Here is a 16179-nt window from a genome sequence, read left to right as displayed (position 1 = left end):
ACGCGCCATGTGCCGGGTCGGCGGTCGCTCCGGAACGGCGGCGGGCCCCGGCCGCGTCGCGGTCGGGGCCCGGGGTCAAGGGCGGTCCTGCTGCCGGTGGGTCAGCCGGGCCAGGTCTCGTCCAGGCGGTCGGCGTAGAAGGTGATCGCCTCCCGGTAGTCGGTCACCCCCGCGTCGCCGCTGGTCGTGGCGAGCAGGTGGAGCAGCGTGCCGACGGCCTCCCGGTGCTCGCCCGTGTTGTACAGCGCCATGGCGAGGAACGTCCGCAGCCCGCCGTCGTCGGGGAACTCCGCCACGCCCTGCCGCAGCGTCGCCACCGACTCCGCGTAGCGCCCCAGCGTCCGGTAGGTGCTGCCCAGGCCGAGCAGCGCGCCCTTCCGGTCGTCCGGCGGCAGCCCGGGACGGCCGACCGCGGTCTCGTAGAACGGCACGGCCGCCGCTTCGAGGCCGAGCGTGTCGTGCGCCCAGGCGGTCTGGAACGCTATCTCCAGGTCGTCGGGGAACTCGGCGGCCAGCGCGACCAGTTGGTCCTTGGCGCGCTCCTTCTCGCCCGCCGTGCGCAGCGCGACCGCCCCGGCCAGCCGTTCGTCCCTCGTCAGTGTGCTCATGCCGCCATTCTGCCTGGCCGCCCGGCGGCCCACGCGTGTCGGAAATGTCGCGGCTGTCCTTTCCCGGAGAAGATCACCAGTGGTCGTCAGGGAAGGAACCCCATGTCCGCATTCCTCTTCCGGCTGGGGCGGTGGGCGTTCCGGCGCCGGCGCCTCGTCCTGGTGATCTGGCTCGCCGCCCTCCTGCTCGCCGGGACCGTCGCCGGGGTGAGCGGCGGCGCCACCAACGACGTCTTCACCATCCCCGGCACGGAGTCCCAGCGCACCACCGACCTGCTGGCGCGGCGCCTGCCCGCGTTCGGCGGCGGGCAGGCCCAGGTCGTCATGGCCGCGCACGGCGGCGCGAAGGTCACCGACCCCGGGCCGCGCGCGGGCATCGAGAAGGCGTTCCGCGAGCTGGGCGACGTGCCGCAGGTGGCGTCGGTCACCGACCCGTTCGGCGAACGGCCGCAGGTCTCGCGCGACGGGAAGGTGGCGCTCGGCGGCGTCCAGTTCACCGAGAGCGCGGGCAACGTCGAGGAGAGCACGCTGGACGCCGTGGAGCGCGCCGTACGGCCCGCGCAGCGCGCGGGAGTCCAGGTCGAGTACTCGGGCAGCGTCTACCCGGGCTGGCAGACCGAGATCTCCGAGGCGCCGGAACTGGCCGGTCTCGTCGTCGCGCTGATCATCCTGCTGGTCACGTTCGGCGCGGTCGTCGCCGCGTTCGTCCCGATCGTGACCGCCGTCATCGGCATCGCCATCACCATGACCGGCGTGACGGCCGTCGCCTCCGTCGTGGACATCGCGTCGGCCTCCACCACCGTCGCGCTGATGCTGGGCCTGTCCTGCGGCATCGACTACGGCCTGTTCATCCTCTACCGTCACCGCAACTACCTGCTGACCGGCCTGGAGCCCGAACGCGCCGCGGCGCTCGCCGTCGGCACGGCGGGCGGCTCGGTGGTCTTCGCGGCCCTGACCGTCATCATCGCGCTGTGCGGCCTGTCGGTGGTCGGCATCCCGTTCCTGACCGTCATGGGGCTGTGCGCGGCGGTCGCCGTCCTGATGGCGATGCTCATCGCGCTGACGCTGCTGCCCGCCTTCCTCGGTTTCGCCGGGCGGCGCGTGGTGTCGTTCATCCGGCTGCCGGGCCGCCCGGGACGCCCCGAGCGCACGGCGCGGCGCACCGCGACCGAGCCGGGCAGCACGGCGGGCGCCGCGTGGGCCCGCTTCGTCGTCCGCGCGCGGGTGCCCGTCCTGGCCGGGTGCGTCGTGCTGCTCGGCGTCCTGGCGCTGCCCGCGACGCAGATGGAACTCGGCCTGCCGAGCGGGGCGTCCAAGCCGGAGTCGGACACGCAGCGCAAGGCGTACGACCTCATCGCGGACGGCTTCGGCGTCGGCGCGAACGGGCCGCTGCTGGTCGTCGCGGACGGCGCGCAGGGGCGCGAGCCGGTGGAGCGGATCACCAGGGCGCTCGGCGACCTGCCCGGCGTCACCAGCGCCGAGCCCGTCGCCCAGCGCGACCGGATCGCCGTCGTCCAGGTGGTCCCGGGCACGGGTCCGAGCGACCCGGAGACCGCTGACCTCGTCCACCGCATCCGCGACGAGCGCGGCCGGATCGAGGAGGGCACGGGCACGCACATCACCGTGGGCGGCACCACGGCGTCCAACATCGACGTGTCCGCGAAGCTCTCCTCCGCGCTGCCGGTCTTCCTGGTCGTGGTGGTCGGACTCGCCTTCGTGCTGCTGACGTTCGCGTTCCGCACCTTCTTCGTGCCGCTCAAGTCGATCGTGGGATTCCTGCTGTCGGTGTGCGCGGCGTTCGGGGCGCAGGTGGCGATGTTCCAGTGGGGCTGGGGGCGGCACCTGCTGGGCATCACCCCGGCCGAGACCGTCAGCTTCCTGCCGATCATCATGCTGGCGATCATCTTCGGCCTGTCCAGCGACTACGAGGTGTTCGTCGTCTCGCGCATCAAGGAGGACTTCACGGCGACCGGCGACGCCAGGGGAGCGGTGGAACGGGGCACCGGCGCCGCCGCCCGCGTGGTGACCGCCGCGGCGCTGATCATGTTCTCGATCTTCGTCGCCTTCATGGTGACCGACGACCCGATCATCCGGTCGATCGGCTTCAGCTTCGCGGTCGGCGTGTTCCTCGACGCGTTCGTCGTGCGCCTGACGCTGGTGCCCGCCGTGATGGCCGTCGTGGGCCGCCGGATCTGGAGCCGGCCGCGCTGGTTCGACCGGTACCTGCCCGACCCGGACATCGAGGGGCACCGGCTGGAACGGCCCGGCGCGCGGCACACGCGGGAGGGCTGATCCGCCGGACCATTGCGCCCGATTCCGGCGAGAGGTTACGGTTTCGCTGGGCCCACCGCCTCAACTCGTCGATACGGAGAGCCAGATGATCCGGCCCGAGACCGCCGGATCGCCGATCCGGACGGCCCCGACCGCGACCACCCCCACGACCGGCACCCCGCCCGCCACCGTGCTCACCGTGACGGCAGCCGACGGCGGACCGCCCCGCGTCCACGACCTGCGCGGCGTCCGCGACACCGGCCCCCTCGTCCTGCGCTGGCCCGCGGGGGACCGCGTCGTCGTCTCCGGGCTCCCCGGCGGCGGCAAGTCCACGCTGATGGCACGGCTGGCCGACCCCGGCGGCCGCGTGCTGCGCATCGACTCGCAGGACGTCCGCGACAGATGGGAGGACCGCCTGCCCGCCAGGCTCCCGTACGCCGTCTACCGCCCGGCCGTCCGGCTCGGCCACCACCGCGTCCTGTGGCGCGCGTTACGCTCCCCGCTCGCCCTGCTCGTGCACGACTGCGGGCGCGGCTCCCTCGTCCGGCGCCGCCTCGCCTCCGGCGCGCGGCGCACCGGCGCCGGGCTGCACCTGCTGCTGCTCGACGTCCCGCCGTCCCTGGCCCGCGCCCGGCAGGAGGAACGCGGCCGGACGGTCTCGGCCCGCGCGTTCCGCCGCCACCGGCGGGCGATGGCCCGCCTGATCACCGCCGTCGAGGCGGGGGACCTGCCGCCGGGCTGCGCCTCCGTGACCCTGCTCGACGCGCCGGCCGCCGCCGCCGTCACCGAGCTCGGCTTCACGGGAGAGTGAGGGCGGGCCCGCAGCACGCGCAGCCCGGCGGGCAGCCGCAGGCGTCACCGGCGGCGTCGTCCTCCCGCGCGGCGCTGAGCGGCACGGCGCAGCAGGCGTCGCCGCGCCAGGCGTTCACGCCCTCCCTGACCGCCACCGCCGCGATCACCAGCGCGGCCAGCGGATCGGCCCACGACCAGCCCACCGTGGCGTTCGCCAGCAGCCCCGCCAGGAGCACGGCGGACAGCCAGGTGCACAGCAGCGTCTGCCGGGAGTCGGCGACGGCCGAGGCGGAGCCGAGCGCCCGCCCGGCCCGCCGCTGCGCGGCCGACAGGAACGGCATCACGGCCAGCGACAGCGCCGCGAGCACGATGCCCACCGGCGAGGCGTCCGCGTCGCCGCCGCCCAGCAGCGCGCGCACGGCGTCCACGGAGACATAGGCGGCCAGCGCGAAGAACGAGACGGCGACGATCCGCAGCGCCCGCGCCTCCCGCGCCTGCCGCACGGCGTGGTCGCGCGCGGAGAACTGCCAGGCCACGGCGGCGGCCGAGGACACCTCCACCACCGAGTCGAGCCCGAAGCCGACCAGCGCGGCGGACGAGGCGGCCGTCCCGGCGGCCACGGCGACGACGGCCTCGGTCACGTTCCAGGCGATGGTGGCCGCCACCAGCAGCCGTATCCGCCGGGCCAGGGCGTCGCGCCGGTCGGCGGGGCGTATGCCGGACGCCATGTCAGCAGCAGCCCTTCTCCGCCGCCTCGGCGCAGGCGCGGTCCGAGGCGACGGCCACCACGGCGTCGCGCAGGTCGTCCAGCGCGTGCCCGAGCCGCTCGTCGGCCAGCTCGTACCGCGTCCGCCTGCCCACGGGGACGGCGACGACGAGGCCGCAGTCGCGCAGGCAGGCGAGGTGGTTGGACAGGCGGGTGCGGGACACGCCGAGCCGGTCGGCCAGGTCGGCGGGGTGCGCCGGGGCCTCGCGCAGGGCGAGGAGCAGGCGGCAGCGGACGGGGTCGGCCAGCGCGCGGCCGAACCGCGTGAGGACCTCGATGTCAGGGGCGATGGTCAGCACACGGCGACTGTAGTACAGCAGATCCTGAATTCATAGATGGCTGAACAGTTGTCGCCGCGTCCGCCCGCCGGTCAGCGGGACAGCCGCAGGCGCACCTCGAACTCGTGCTCGCCCGGCACCCGCCCGACCTCGTCGGCGCGGAAGGCGGCCCCGAGGACCTCGCCCACCCGCGCCACGCCGTCCGAGCTGCCGGTCACAGTCACGTTCACGGTCTCGTCCAGCGCCGGAGCCTCCTCCGTCACCCCGGGCCGGTACGCCTCGGTGGCCACCACCATGCTCCACACGACGGGGTGTCCCGCCCGGGTGCCGCCGCCGTTCCCCTCCGGGCCTGTCCCGGGCGCGGAGCCGGGGTAGGCCGCCGTCAGGACGTCGAAGACGGCGCGGGCCGTGTCGCGTCCGCAGTCGGTGAGGTGGATGCTGACACTGTTCTCGTCTTCGGAAGTACCCATGGGCGTCACTGCTTTCAGAGCGTCAGGTGTGTCGGGAAGGCTCGTCTGCGGGTACCCGGGACCGGCCGGTCCACCTGTCCCCGCGTCGGATCTTTCTTCCCCGAAAGTCCGTTATGCCGCTCCCCGGCGCAAGCTCCCACGCCGCCGCCGCGCGCTCAGGAGCGCGTACGGTACGCGGGCGCGCGCCGCGGCCCGCCGCGCGGGCTCTCCGCCAGCAGCGGCTGCGTCCTCGGCGGCACCACCACGGACAGCACCACCACACTGGTCGAACGGGCCACGGTGCCCGACTGGTTGAGCGCCAGCAGCGTGGCGTGCAGGTCCTGGTGCGAGGACGCCGCCAGCCGGCACAGCACGTCCGACTCGCCGGTCGTCGCGTACGCCTCCAGCACGGCGGGCAGCGCCGCCAGCTCGGCCGCCACCTCGTCCAGCGACCCCTGCGCGATCTCCAGGCTGACGAACGCCTGCACGGGGAATCCCGCCGCCGCCACGTCGACGTCGGGCCCGTACCCGGTGATGACGCCCGCGCGCTCCATGCGGTCGAGCCGCGCCTGCACCGTGCCGCGCGCCACCCCCAGCAGCCGCGACAGCTCCAGCACCCCCGCCCGCGGATGCTCGCGCAGCGCGCCCAGCAGGTCGATGTCCAGCAGATCGATGTCGAGCCCCGCCATGCCCACCTCCCGTGAAGCTGGGCAGATTGTATAGCCGACCACCCGAATGCGCCGGTGATCAGAGCGCCCCGGCCAGCACGCGGAGGGCCGCTTGCGCAGCACATCGGCGCTGGCGTGTTCTAGTTGACCACGAGTGTGCGACGCGGCGAGGAGGCCCGACGTGACGATGGAAGCACCCCTCACGAGCCAGGAGCGACTGGCCGAACTCGACCTCGACCAGCTGCGCCGCCTCGTCGGCCTGGTGGACTACGACCCGGCGGGCGACCCGTTCCCCGTCTCCGGCTGGGACGCCGTCGTCTGGTCCGTCGGCAACGCCACCCAGGCCGCCCTGCACTACCAGTCCGTCTACGGCATGGAGCTGGTCGCCTACTCCGGGCCCGAGACCGGCAACCGCGACCACCAGGCGTACGTCCTGCGCTCGGGCGCCATCCGCTTCGTCGTCAAGGGCGGCGTGGACCCCGCCTCCCCGCTGCTCGACCACCACCGCAGGCACGGCGACGGCGTGGTGGACATCGCACTGGAGGTCCCCGACGTGGACCGCTGCGTCGCGCACGCCCGCGCGCAGGGCGCCACGGTCGTCGAGGAGCCGCACGACCTGGCCGACGAGCACGGCACCGTGCGCGTCGCGGCCATCGCCGCCTACGGCGACACGCGCCACAGCCTCGTGGACCGCTCGCGCTACGACGGCCCCTACCTGCCGGGCTACGCCGCCCGCACGTCCGGGTACGTCAAGCCGGACGGCGAGCCGCGCCGCGTCTTCCAGGCGCTGGACCACGTCGTCGGCAACGTCGAACTCGGCCGCATGGACGAGTGGGTGGACTTCTACCGCCGCGTCATGGGCTTCACCAACATGGCCGAGTTCATCGGCGACGACATCGCCACCGACTACTCGGCCCTGATGAGCAAGGTCGTCGCCAGCGGCAACCACCGCGTGAAGTTCCCCCTCAACGAGCCGGCGGTCGGCAAGAAGCGCTCGCAGATCGACGAGTTCCTGGAGTACTACGAGGGCCCCGGCGCCCAGCACCTCGCGCTGGCGACCAACGACATCCTCACCACCGTGGACACGCTCCGCGCGAAGGGCGTCGAGTTCCTGAACACCCCCGACACGTATTACTCCGACCCCGAACTGCGCGCCCGCATCGGCGAGGTGCGCGTCCCCGTGGAGGAACTGGCCTCCCGCGGCATCCTCGTGGACCGCGACGAGGACGGCTACCTCCTGCAGATCTTCACCAAGCCGGTCGGCGACCGGCCCACGGTCTTCTTCGAGTTCATCGAACGCCACGGTTCCCTCGGCTTCGGCAAGGGCAACTTCAAGGCACTGTTCGAGGCCATCGAGCGCGAGCAGGCCAAGCGCGGCAACTTCTGAGCCGCCCCCGCCCCCACACCCTCCTCCCCCCAGCACACCACCGCGACGCCCCGGAGGTGCCATGCCCCACTACCGCAGCATCGGCGACGTGCCGCGCAAGCGGCACACCCAGCACCCGCGGCCCGGCGGCGGGCTCCACTACGAGGAGCTGATGGGGGAGGAGGGCTTCTCGTCCGACTCCTCGCTGCTCTACCACACGGGCGTCCCCTCGGCGATCACCGACGCCACGCCCTGGCAGCCGGGCGACCTCACCACCACCCCCAACTCCCCGCTGCTGCCGCGCCACTTCAGGCTGCCCCTGCTCTTCGACGACGCCGAGGCCAAGAACCTGGACGCCGTCACGGCCCGCCGCCTCGTGCTGGGCAACGCCGACGTCCGCATCTCGTACGTCGTCGCGGGCGCGCCGAGCCCGCTGTACCGCAACGCGCTCGGCGACGAGTGCGTCTACACGGAGGCGGGCACCGCGACCGTCGAGACCGTCTTCGGCTCCCTCGACGTCGGGCCCGGCACCTACCTGATCCTGCCGCGCGGCACCACGCACCGCTGGCTGCCCACCGGCCCCGACCCGGTGCGCTGCTACGTCATCGAGGCCACCTCCCACATCGCCCCGCCCGCCCGCTACCTGTCCCGCCACGGCCAGCTCCTCGAACACGCCCCGTACTGCGAACGCGACCTCCACGGGCCCACCGAGCCCCTGACCGCCGAGGGCACCGACGTCGAGGTCCTGGTCAAGCACCGCTCCTCCAGGCCGGGCGACGGCGGCGTGACGGGCACGCGCTACGTCTGCCCGACCCACCCGTTCGACGTGGTCGGCTGGGACGGCTGCCTCTACCCGTACACCTTCGACATCGCCGACTTCGAGCCCATCACCGGGCGCGTCCACCAACCGCCGCCCGTACACCAGGTCTTCGAGGGCACCAACTTCGTGATCTGCAACTTCGTGCCCCGCAAGGTGGACTACCACCCGCTGGCCGTCCCCGTGCCGTACTACCACTCCAACGTCGACTCCGACGAGGTGATGTTCTACTGCGGCGGCGACTACGAGGCCCGCAAGGGCAGCGGCATCGCCCAGGGCTCCGTCAGCCTCCACCCCGGCGGGCACGCGCACGGACCGCAGCCGGGCGCGGTGGAACGGTCGCTCGGCGCCGAGTTCTTCGACGAACTCGCGGTCATGGTCGACACGTTCCGCCCGCTCGAACTGGGCGAGGGCGGCGCCGTCACGGACGACGGGCGGTACGCGTGGAGCTGGGCGGGCGGCGCCAGGTGACCGCCGCGCACACCTCCACGCCCGCCGCACGCGCCTGGCACGGTGTCCCCGCGGACCACCCCTTCGGCGTCCACACCCTGCCGTACGGCAGCTTCCGCGCCGAAGGGCTGCCCGGACGCCGCGCGTGCGCCGCCGTCGGCGACCGCGTCCTCGACCTCACCGCCGCCACGGCCGCCCTCCTCCCGCACCGCGCCGCGCTGTTCGCGTCCGGCACCCTCGACGGGCTCCTCGGCGCGGGACCGGCCGTGTGGGCCGAGGTCAGGGCGGCGCTCACCGCCTGGCTCACCGACGAACGCCACCGCCCCGCCGTCGAGCCCCTGCTGCGCCCGGCCGGCGAGGTGGCGCTCACCCTCCCGTTCACCGTCGCCGACTACGTGGACTTCTACTCCAGCGAGCACCACGCGAGGAACCTCGGCCGCCTCTTCCGCCCCGACGGTGACCCGCTGACGCCCAACTGGAAGCACCTGCCGATCGGTTACCACGGCAGGTCGGGCACGGTCGTCGTCTCCGGGACGCCCGTCGCCCGCCCCACGGGCCAGCGGCGCACCGCGGACGGCGTCATCACCCTCGGCCCGTCCGAGCGGCTCGACATCGAGGCGGAGGTCGGCTTCGTCGTCGGCACGCCCTCCACACCGGGCCGCCCCGTCCCGCTGGCGGACGCCGGGCGGCACGTCTTCGGCGTCTGCCTGGTCAACGACTGGTCGGCGCGCGACATCCAGGCGTGGGAGTACGTGCCGCTCGGGCCGTTCCTCGGCAAGTCGTTCGCCACGTCCGTCTCCCCCTGGGTCGTGCCGCTCGCCGCGCTCGGCCACGCCCGCGTCGCCCCGCCGCCCCGCGACCCGCGCCCGCTGCCGTACCTCGACGACACGGGCGCCGAACGGTGGGGTCTTGACATCGAGTTGACGGTGACCCTCAACGGACACCTCGTCGCCAGGCCGCCGTTCTCCGCCATGTACTGGACCGCCGCGCAGCAGCTCGCGCACCTCACGGCGGGCGGCGCGCACGTGCGCGCCGGCGACCTGTTCGCCTCCGGCACGGTGAGCGGCCCCGGCGCGGGGGAGTGCGGCTCGCTGATCGAGCTGACGCGCGGCGGCGCCGTCCCGCTGGAGCTGCCCGGCGGGGAGACCAGGACGTTCCTGCGGGACGGCGACGAGGTCGTCATCGCTGCGACCGCGCCGGGGCCAGGCGGCGTGCGAGTCGGCCTCGGGTCGGTCAGCGGCCGGATCGTGCCCACCGGCACGCCCACCGGCGCCTGAGCGGGTCAGCCGACGGCGGCGAGCAGCTCGCGTTCCTCGTACGCGAAGTGCTCCTCAAGGCCCGCCACCAGCCGTTCGAGGCCCTCCCGCATCCGCGTGACGTCCTTCTCGCCGTCCGCCGCCGCCGTCAGCTCGGCCTCGAAGGCGGTCAGCGCGTCGGCGACGACGCGGTGTTCCTCCCGCAGCCGTGCTATCGCGGGGACGAGCGCCGGGTACTGCCGCTCGAACTGGGTGAACGCGCCTTCCTCGCGCGTGTGGTGGAGGTGCAGCCCGTAGCAGTACGTCAGGCAGTGCTTCCGCAGCTGCTCCGCGAGCCCCTCGGGCGCCGCGGCACCGGCCGCCTCGCCCCGGTCGAGGGCCGCGATCAGGCGGGCGAGCTGGTCGCGGAGGTCCTGGTGGTGCCCCATCAGCTGGCGCACGACGGCCGCCCCTGCACCGGGGTCGGACGCGAGGTCGAGCAGCTCAAGGGCGACCACGGGGATGGTCCGCGACGTCTTGCGCTCGTACTCGCGGAAGGCGGGGTTGTCCGCGCACTGCGCCTCCCACAGCCGGTCGCGTTCGGCGCCCTCCAGGGGCACGGCGCGCGCGGCGAACGACCGGGCCGTGCCCTCGTCCGTCCCCAGCTCCACGGTGACCTGCGGGGACGCCAGGATGTTCAGGTACCAGTCGGGGTGCTGGTCGCCGCCCGCGTTCGACGCGAAGACGAGGTAGCGGTCGCCGTCGCGCCGGTACACCGCCGGATTGGTGTGCGGGCGGCCGGTGCGCCGCCCCGCCGTCGTCATCAGGACGAGGGGCGCGCCCTCGAACATGCCGCCCACACGGCCGTTGTTGCTCCTGAACTCGGCGATCACCTGGTCGTTCCAGCCCATCGGGAATCCTCTCCGCCCGGCGCGCGGCACGGCAGCAGCGGCGGCGCCGGGCCGCCTCGGGTAAGGGGACCAGCGTAGAGCCATTTGTTTTGAAAGCAAAAGTAATGGGGGAGAGGACCCCGGACCCGGCCCGGCGGACGCCCGGGGGACGCCCGCCGGGCGGCCGTCAGCCTGCCCACTCCTCACGGCCGGTGACCACGGGCCTGCCCGTCCGCGCCGACTCGTCGATCGCGAGGCTGAGCAGGTGGTCCTGGCAGCCCTCCGCGAGCGGATACGGCGCCTCCCCCTCGCCGCGCACCCAGGCGCCCGTCCGGCACAGCAGGTCCACCACGGCCAGGTCGTCCTCCGAGAATCCCGCGCCGGTGAACTCGTTGCGGTGCACCACCCTGCCCTCGAAGCCGATGTGCCGCAGCTCGCGCCCCTCCAGGTTGAGGTCCACACCGGTCGCGCGGCGCACGAGCGGCGACTCGACGGGCGTGCGCGGGTCCGCCATCCGCACCACCGTGTCGTCCACGATCTCGCCGAGCGAGCCGCGCACGACCACCCGGCGGGCGCGCAGCGGGTTCCACCACTGGTTGTCCGTGAAGTCGTAGAGCCCCATCCGCCCGCCGAAGTCGAGCGTGGCGATCGTCGTCGTCGCGTCCTTCGGCGTCAGGTCGTCCGACCAGCCCTTGGGGGAGAGCGGGTCGGCCAGCGGGGCGGTGAACGCACCCGCGCTCACCGTGGCCGGGTCGAAGCCCACGCCCAGCAGGTGCCGGATCAGCGACACCGCGTGGTACAGGTGCGTGGACGACAGCTGGACGGACGTCACGTCGCCGATCACGCCCTCGCGCACCAGCGCCAGCCGCGCCGCGTGCCCCGGCATCAGGTTGTACTGTTCGGCCACCTGCACGAGGCCGCTGGCGCCCGTGTCCCGCCACAGGTCGCGCAGCCCCGCCAGGTCGGGCGCGGGCGGCGTCTCGGCCAGCACCGGCACGTCCAGCGCGACCAGTTCACGCGTGGACTCCGGCGTCACCGGCCACGGCACGGACGGCACCACGAACTCCGGCGCCTCCCCGGCCCGCACCAGCTCCGCCGCCGACAGGTACGCGGGTACGCCCCAGGCCGCCTCGACCTCGGCCGCCCGCCCGGTGGACCGCGTCACCACGCCGGTCACGGTGAGCCGTTCCGGCAGGGCCTTCGCCAGCCGGACGAAGAACTCCGACCGCCATCCGCTGCCGACCAGCCCAAAACGCACAGGTGCTGCACTCACGCGACTCGCTCCTCACTCGTACGGCCGGGGGCCAGAGCGGCCCGGCGGCCCCAGCAGCGTACAAAGCCCAGGTCGCCCCGCCCTTCCTCCGGGCGCCCCGGGGGCGGAGGATGGCCGGGCACCGCACCGCAAGGAGAGCACCACCGTGACCGAGCACCGGCTCGACCCCGCCCCCGGCACCGTCACCGACGTCTTCGACCCCGCGCTGCCGCCCGTCGCGGCGCTCGACCCGGGCGACACCCTCACCGTCCGCACCCTCGACTGCGCGGGCCACCTGGAACGGCAGCTCGTCCCGGGGGAACGGCGCCCCAAGCTCATCGAGGACAGCAGGGGCCACTGCCTCGCGGGCCCGGTCCTGGTGCGCGGCGCCGAGCCAGGCATGACGCTCGCCGTCCGCCTCGACGCGCTCCGCCCCGACGCGTGGGGCTGGACATCGGCCGCCGGGCGCGACACCCCGCTCAACCGCCGGCTCGGCCTCGCCGGTACGGAGACCGCGTCCCTGCTCTGGGACCTCGACGCCGACCGGGGCACCGGCACCGACCAGCACGGGCACACGATCGCCCTCGCCCCGTTCCTCGGCGTCATCGGCATGCCGCCGCCCGAGCCCGGCGCCCACTCCACGATCCCGCCGCGCGGCCACGGCGGCGGGAACATCGACTGCCGCGAACTCGTCGCGAGCGCGACGCTGTTCCTGCCGGTGACCGTCCCCGGCGCGCTGCTGTGCGTCGGCGACGGGCACGCCGCCCAGGGCGACGGCGAGGTCTCGGGGACGGCCGTCGAGTGCGGGATGACGACGCGGCTCACCGTCGACCTGGTGACCGACCCGCCCGTCCCCGGCATCCACGCGCTGACCCCGGCGGGCCGCGTCACCTTCGGCTTCGACGCGGACCTCAACGAGGCGTCGGCCCAGGCACTCGCGGCCATGACCGACTGGCTCGCCGCCCTGCACGGCCTGCCCAGGGCGTCGGCGCTCGCGCTGGCCAGCTCGACGGTGCACCTGCGCGTGACCCAGATCGCCAACCGCACATGGGGAGTTCACGCGCTGCTGCCGCACGGCGCCATCCGCTGAGCCCGCGCCGCCGGACCCCTTCCCCTCCGCGCCGTCATGGGCTATCCTCCGGGAACGTCACCGGAGCGAAGTCGCGCGACGACACGGCCCGCGGAGTGGGGAATCCCGCACGCGCCGACCGTGGAACCGACTTGCTCCGGCGCTTGGCATGGGAGTTGACTTCTCCCCATGCAGAAAGCGCTCTACCCCGCTGCACAAGGCAACCCCTCCGACCATCGCTACCAGGGCGAACACCCGGTCCGTACCCTTGCCTACCTCTTCCGGCCCTACCGTGCCCGGCTGATCGCCGCAGTGGCGGTCTTCTGCGTGCGGCACAGCCCGCTGTGGCTGCTCCCGCTGATCACCGCGAACATCATCGACATCGTCGTCCAGCACCGCCCGCTCGGCGAGCTGTGGATGAACGCAACCATCCTCGCGGTGATGTTCACCGCCAACTACCCGGCCACCGTCGGCTTCGCCCGCCTGATGAGCGGCAGCGTCCGGCGCGTCGGCACCAGCCTGCGCTCGGCCCTGTGCGGGCGCATGCAGGAACTCTCCATCGGCTACCACTCGAAGGTGAGCGCGGGCGTCCTCCAGGCGAAGGTCGTCCGGGACGTGGACGCCATCGAGGAGAGCGCCCGGCAGACCGCCGAGCTGGGCCTCGGCGCGATCACCACGCTCATCGGCGGCCTGGTCGTCATCGGCTTCAAGGCCCCGGTGTTCCTGCCGGTGTTCCTCGTCGTCGTCCCCGCCGCATCGCTGCTGATACGTTTCCTCCGCAGCCGCGTGCGCACCCACAACGAATCGTTCCGCCGCGAGGTGGAGCTGGTCTCCTCCCGGGTGACCGAGATGACCAGCCTCATCCACATCACCCGCGCCCACGGCCTGGAGCGCACGGCGCTGGGCCGCGTGGACGGCGCCCTCACACGGCTGCGCAGCGCCGGCCAGCGCCTCGACATCCTCAACGGCCGCATCGGCTCGATCGCCTGGATCATGCTCAACGCGCTGGGCATGGTCTGCCTCATCGGCGCCGCGCTGGTCGCCTACCACGGCTGGCTCGACGTGACACCCGGCGACATCGTCATGCTCAGCACCTTCTTCACCACCCTCACCGCGTCCATGAACGCGCTGATGGGCCTCACACCCATCCTCAGCAAGGGCCTCGAATCGGTCCGCTCCATCGGCGAGGTCCTCCAGGCGCCCGACCTGGAGACCAACGCGGGCAAGCGCGAACTGCCCGAGCTGCACGGCCGGATCGACTTCCAGGACGTCGAGTTCGCCTACGAGGGCACCGACGAGCCGTCGATCAGCGGCTTCGACCTGTCCGCGAGGCCGGGCGAGACCATCGCGCTGGTCGGCCCCTCGGGGGCGGGCAAGTCCACCGTCCTGAACCTGCTGATCGGCTTCATCAGGCCGACCGGCGGGCGCATCCTGCTCGACGGGACGGACGCGGCCGGGCTCGACCTGCGCACCTACCGCCGCTTCCTCTCGGTGGTGCCGCAGGAGCCGGTCCTCTTCGACGGCACGATCCGCGAGAACGTCACCTACGGCCTCGACCACACGGACGACGACGCCCTGGCCGAGGCCCTGCGCGCCGCGAACGCCTGGGAGTTCGTCCAGCGCCTGCCGCACGGTCTCGACACCCTCGTGGGCGAGCGCGGCGCGATGCTGTCCGGCGGGCAGCGGCAGCGCCTCGCGATCGCCCGCGCGCTGATCCGCGACCCCCGCGTCCTGATCCTGGACGAGGCGACCTCGGCGCTCGACGGGCGGTCGGAGGCGCTGGTGCAGGAGGCGCTCGGCCGCCTGATGGCGGGCCGCACCGTCTTCGTCGTCGCGCACCGGCTGTCCACCATCCGGGGCGCCGACCGCATCGTGGTGATGGACCAGGGCCGTGTCCGCGAGGTCGGCAGGCACGACGAACTCGTCGCGCTCGGCGGCCTGTACGCGCAGCTCAGCCCCACCCAGGCCGCGTAGCCCGTCAGTCCCCGGCGCCCGGAACGGCGAACGGCAGGGGCCGCCCGTCCCGGCGGCCCCCGCCCGTCACCCCGGCCCGGTCAGCCGTTGCCGTCCATCGACGGCTTCAGCAGCACCTTCGTCCAGCCGTCCTCGCGCTTGTCGAACCGGTCGTACGCCATCGGCGCCTGGTCGAGCGGCAGCCGGTGCGAGACGACGAAGCTCGGCGTCGCGCGCCCCTGGACGATCAGGTCGCGCAGCTGCCGGTTGTACGACTTCACGTTGGCCTGGCCGGTGCCCATCCGCAGGCCCTTCTCGAAGAAGCGGCCCATGCTGAACACGAGCTGCCCGTTCTTCGCGGACTCGGTGGGGCCGCCGGGGTCGGAGGGCACGTACAGGCCGACGACGCCGAGGGCGCCGGTCGCGCGCACGCAGTCCACCAGCGAGTTGAGGATGATCGCGGGCTGCTCCTCGCCCTCGCGGACCGTCGCCTGGTAGCCCACCGCGTCGATGCCCTTGTCGGTGCCCTCGCCGCCGGTGCGGTCCTTGATCTGCTCGGCCGTGTCGCCCTGGGTGTAGTCGATCGGGGTGGCGCCGATCTGCTCGGCGAGCCGCAGCCGGTCGGGCTGGCGGTCCACGACGAAGACGCGCGACGCGCCGCGCAGGAGCGCCGAGTAGGCCGCCATCAGCCCGACGGGCCCCGCGCCGAAGACGGTGACCGACTCGCCGGGCGAGACCCCGGCCAGCTCGGTGGCGTGGTAGCCGGTGGGGAAGATGTCGGCCAGCAGCGCGAAGTCGTCCTCGTGCTCGGTGCCCTTGGGCAGCTGGAGGCAGTTGAAGTCGGCGAACGGCACCCGCAGGTACTCCGCCTGCCCGCCCCGGTAGGGGCCCATCGACACATAGCCGTACGCGCCGCCCGCGAAGCCGCTGTTCACGGTGAGGCAGAAGCCCGTCTTGTTCGCGAGGCAGTTCTTGCAGAAGCCGCAGGCGACGTTGAACGGCAGGACGACGCGGTCGCCCTTCTTCACGCTGACGACGCCCGCGCCGACCTCCTCGACGACGCCCATGTTCTCGTGGCCGAAGACGATGCCGGGCTCCGCGCCCGTCCTGCCCTCGTACATGTGCAGGTCGGAGCCGCAGATGGCGGTGGTGGTGATCTTGATGATGACGTCGGTGGGCGCCTCGATCCTGGCGTCCGCGACCTCCTCCACGGCGACCGAATAGGGCTCCTGGTACACAACCGCCTTCACAGTTACCTCCCGGGGCGTCCGTGTCGGGGCACGGGCGGACGTCGACTGGTGGCGTACGGCGCATT

The 16179-nt window shown here is 73.5% G+C and carries 15 protein-coding genes; 7 read left to right on the top strand and 8 right to left on the bottom strand.

Features of this window, described 5'->3' with window-relative positions:
- Nucleotides 1-101 precede the first annotated feature (101 nt).
- The gene (locus ACIBPC_RS24140; RefSeq protein WP_398847467.1) at nt 102-608 is read right to left on the bottom strand and encodes a tetratricopeptide repeat protein; all 507 of its coding nucleotides are present in this window, start codon (nt 606-608) and stop codon (nt 102-104) included.
- A gap of 102 nt (nt 609-710) precedes the next feature.
- Here ACIBPC_RS24140 and ACIBPC_RS24135 point away from each other — a divergent pair, with 102 nt between their 5' ends.
- Both ACIBPC_RS24135 and ACIBPC_RS24130 read left to right on the top strand, forming a co-directional pair.
- Complete coding sequence (locus ACIBPC_RS24135) at nt 711-2900, top strand: MMPL family transporter (protein WP_398847466.1); 2190 nt, start codon at nt 711-713, stop codon at nt 2898-2900.
- Between the two features lie 85 nt (nt 2901-2985).
- A complete protein-coding gene (locus ACIBPC_RS24130; protein WP_398847464.1) occupies nt 2986-3690 on the top strand; it encodes an AAA family ATPase in 705 nt (234 codons plus the stop codon).
- On the opposite strand, the gene ACIBPC_RS24125 is transcribed toward ACIBPC_RS24130, so the two are convergent.
- The 4 genes from ACIBPC_RS24125 to ACIBPC_RS24110 all read right to left on the bottom strand — a co-directional run bounded on the left by ACIBPC_RS24125 (nt 3677) and on the right by ACIBPC_RS24110 (nt 5853).
- The gene (locus ACIBPC_RS24125; RefSeq protein ID WP_398847462.1) at nt 3677-4399 is read right to left on the bottom strand and encodes a cation transporter; all 723 of its coding nucleotides are present in this window, start codon (nt 4397-4399) and stop codon (nt 3677-3679) included. The two genes, ACIBPC_RS24130 and ACIBPC_RS24125, sit on opposite strands and share 14 nt — an antisense overlap.
- Nucleotide 4400: 1 nt before the next feature.
- The gene (locus tag ACIBPC_RS24120; protein ID WP_398847460.1) at nt 4401-4736 is read right to left on the bottom strand and encodes an ArsR/SmtB family transcription factor; all 336 of its coding nucleotides are present in this window, start codon (nt 4734-4736) and stop codon (nt 4401-4403) included.
- A gap of 71 nt (nt 4737-4807) precedes the next feature.
- The gene (locus ACIBPC_RS24115) at nt 4808-5185 is read right to left on the bottom strand and encodes a hypothetical protein (RefSeq protein WP_398847459.1); all 378 of its coding nucleotides are present in this window, start codon (nt 5183-5185) and stop codon (nt 4808-4810) included.
- 155 nt (nt 5186-5340) lie between these two features.
- The gene (locus ACIBPC_RS24110; RefSeq protein ID WP_362959635.1) at nt 5341-5853 is read right to left on the bottom strand and encodes an Lrp/AsnC family transcriptional regulator; all 513 of its coding nucleotides are present in this window, start codon (nt 5851-5853) and stop codon (nt 5341-5343) included.
- 166 nt (nt 5854-6019) lie between these two features.
- On the opposite strand from ACIBPC_RS24110, the gene hppD reads away from it, so the two are divergent.
- From hppD to fahA, 3 genes are all read left to right on the top strand, one after another.
- On the top strand, nt 6020-7219 hold the full coding sequence (gene hppD, locus ACIBPC_RS24105; protein WP_398847665.1) for a 4-hydroxyphenylpyruvate dioxygenase: 1200 nt from the start codon (nt 6020-6022) through the stop codon (nt 7217-7219).
- 61 nt (nt 7220-7280) lie between these two features.
- Nucleotides 7281-8486: a homogentisate 1,2-dioxygenase gene (locus ACIBPC_RS24100; protein WP_398847457.1), complete on the top strand. Its 1206-nt coding sequence runs from the start codon at nt 7281-7283 to the stop codon at nt 8484-8486.
- Entirely contained in the window at nt 8483-9742 is a 1260-nt protein-coding gene (gene fahA, locus ACIBPC_RS24095) for a fumarylacetoacetase (RefSeq protein ID WP_398847455.1), read from the top strand. The genes ACIBPC_RS24100 and fahA overlap by 4 nt, the downstream gene beginning before the upstream one ends.
- A 5-nt stretch (nt 9743-9747) precedes the next feature.
- Here fahA and ACIBPC_RS24090 read toward each other — a convergent pair whose 3' ends face one another.
- Nucleotides 9748-10611: a nitroreductase/quinone reductase family protein gene (locus tag ACIBPC_RS24090; RefSeq protein ID WP_398847453.1), complete on the bottom strand. Its 864-nt coding sequence runs from the start codon at nt 10609-10611 to the stop codon at nt 9748-9750.
- Nucleotides 10612-10777: 166 nt separating this feature from the next.
- Complete coding sequence (locus tag ACIBPC_RS24085; RefSeq protein ID WP_398847452.1) at nt 10778-11863, bottom strand: Gfo/Idh/MocA family protein; 1086 nt, start codon at nt 11861-11863, stop codon at nt 10778-10780.
- A gap of 145 nt (nt 11864-12008) precedes the next feature.
- Between ACIBPC_RS24085 and ACIBPC_RS24080 the strand changes: the two genes are divergently transcribed.
- On the top strand, nt 12009-12932 hold the full coding sequence (locus tag ACIBPC_RS24080) for an acetamidase/formamidase family protein (RefSeq protein ID WP_398847451.1): 924 nt from the start codon (nt 12009-12011) through the stop codon (nt 12930-12932).
- Between the two features lie 168 nt (nt 12933-13100).
- Nucleotides 13101-14885: an ABC transporter ATP-binding protein gene (locus ACIBPC_RS24075; RefSeq protein WP_362959616.1), complete on the top strand. Its 1785-nt coding sequence runs from the start codon at nt 13101-13103 to the stop codon at nt 14883-14885.
- Between the two features lie 80 nt (nt 14886-14965).
- Here ACIBPC_RS24075 and ACIBPC_RS24070 read toward each other — a convergent pair whose 3' ends face one another.
- Entirely contained in the window at nt 14966-16114 is a 1149-nt protein-coding gene (locus ACIBPC_RS24070) for a glutathione-independent formaldehyde dehydrogenase (protein WP_398847449.1), read from the bottom strand.
- Nucleotides 16115-16179 lie beyond the last annotated feature (65 nt).

Origin of the sequence: Streptomyces sp. NPDC049879 (assembly GCF_044461265.1) — a bacterium.
Taxonomy (GTDB): Bacteria; Actinomycetota; Actinomycetes; order Streptomycetales; family Streptomycetaceae; genus Streptomyces.
This window is presented reverse-complemented; position numbering and strand designations above follow the sequence as displayed.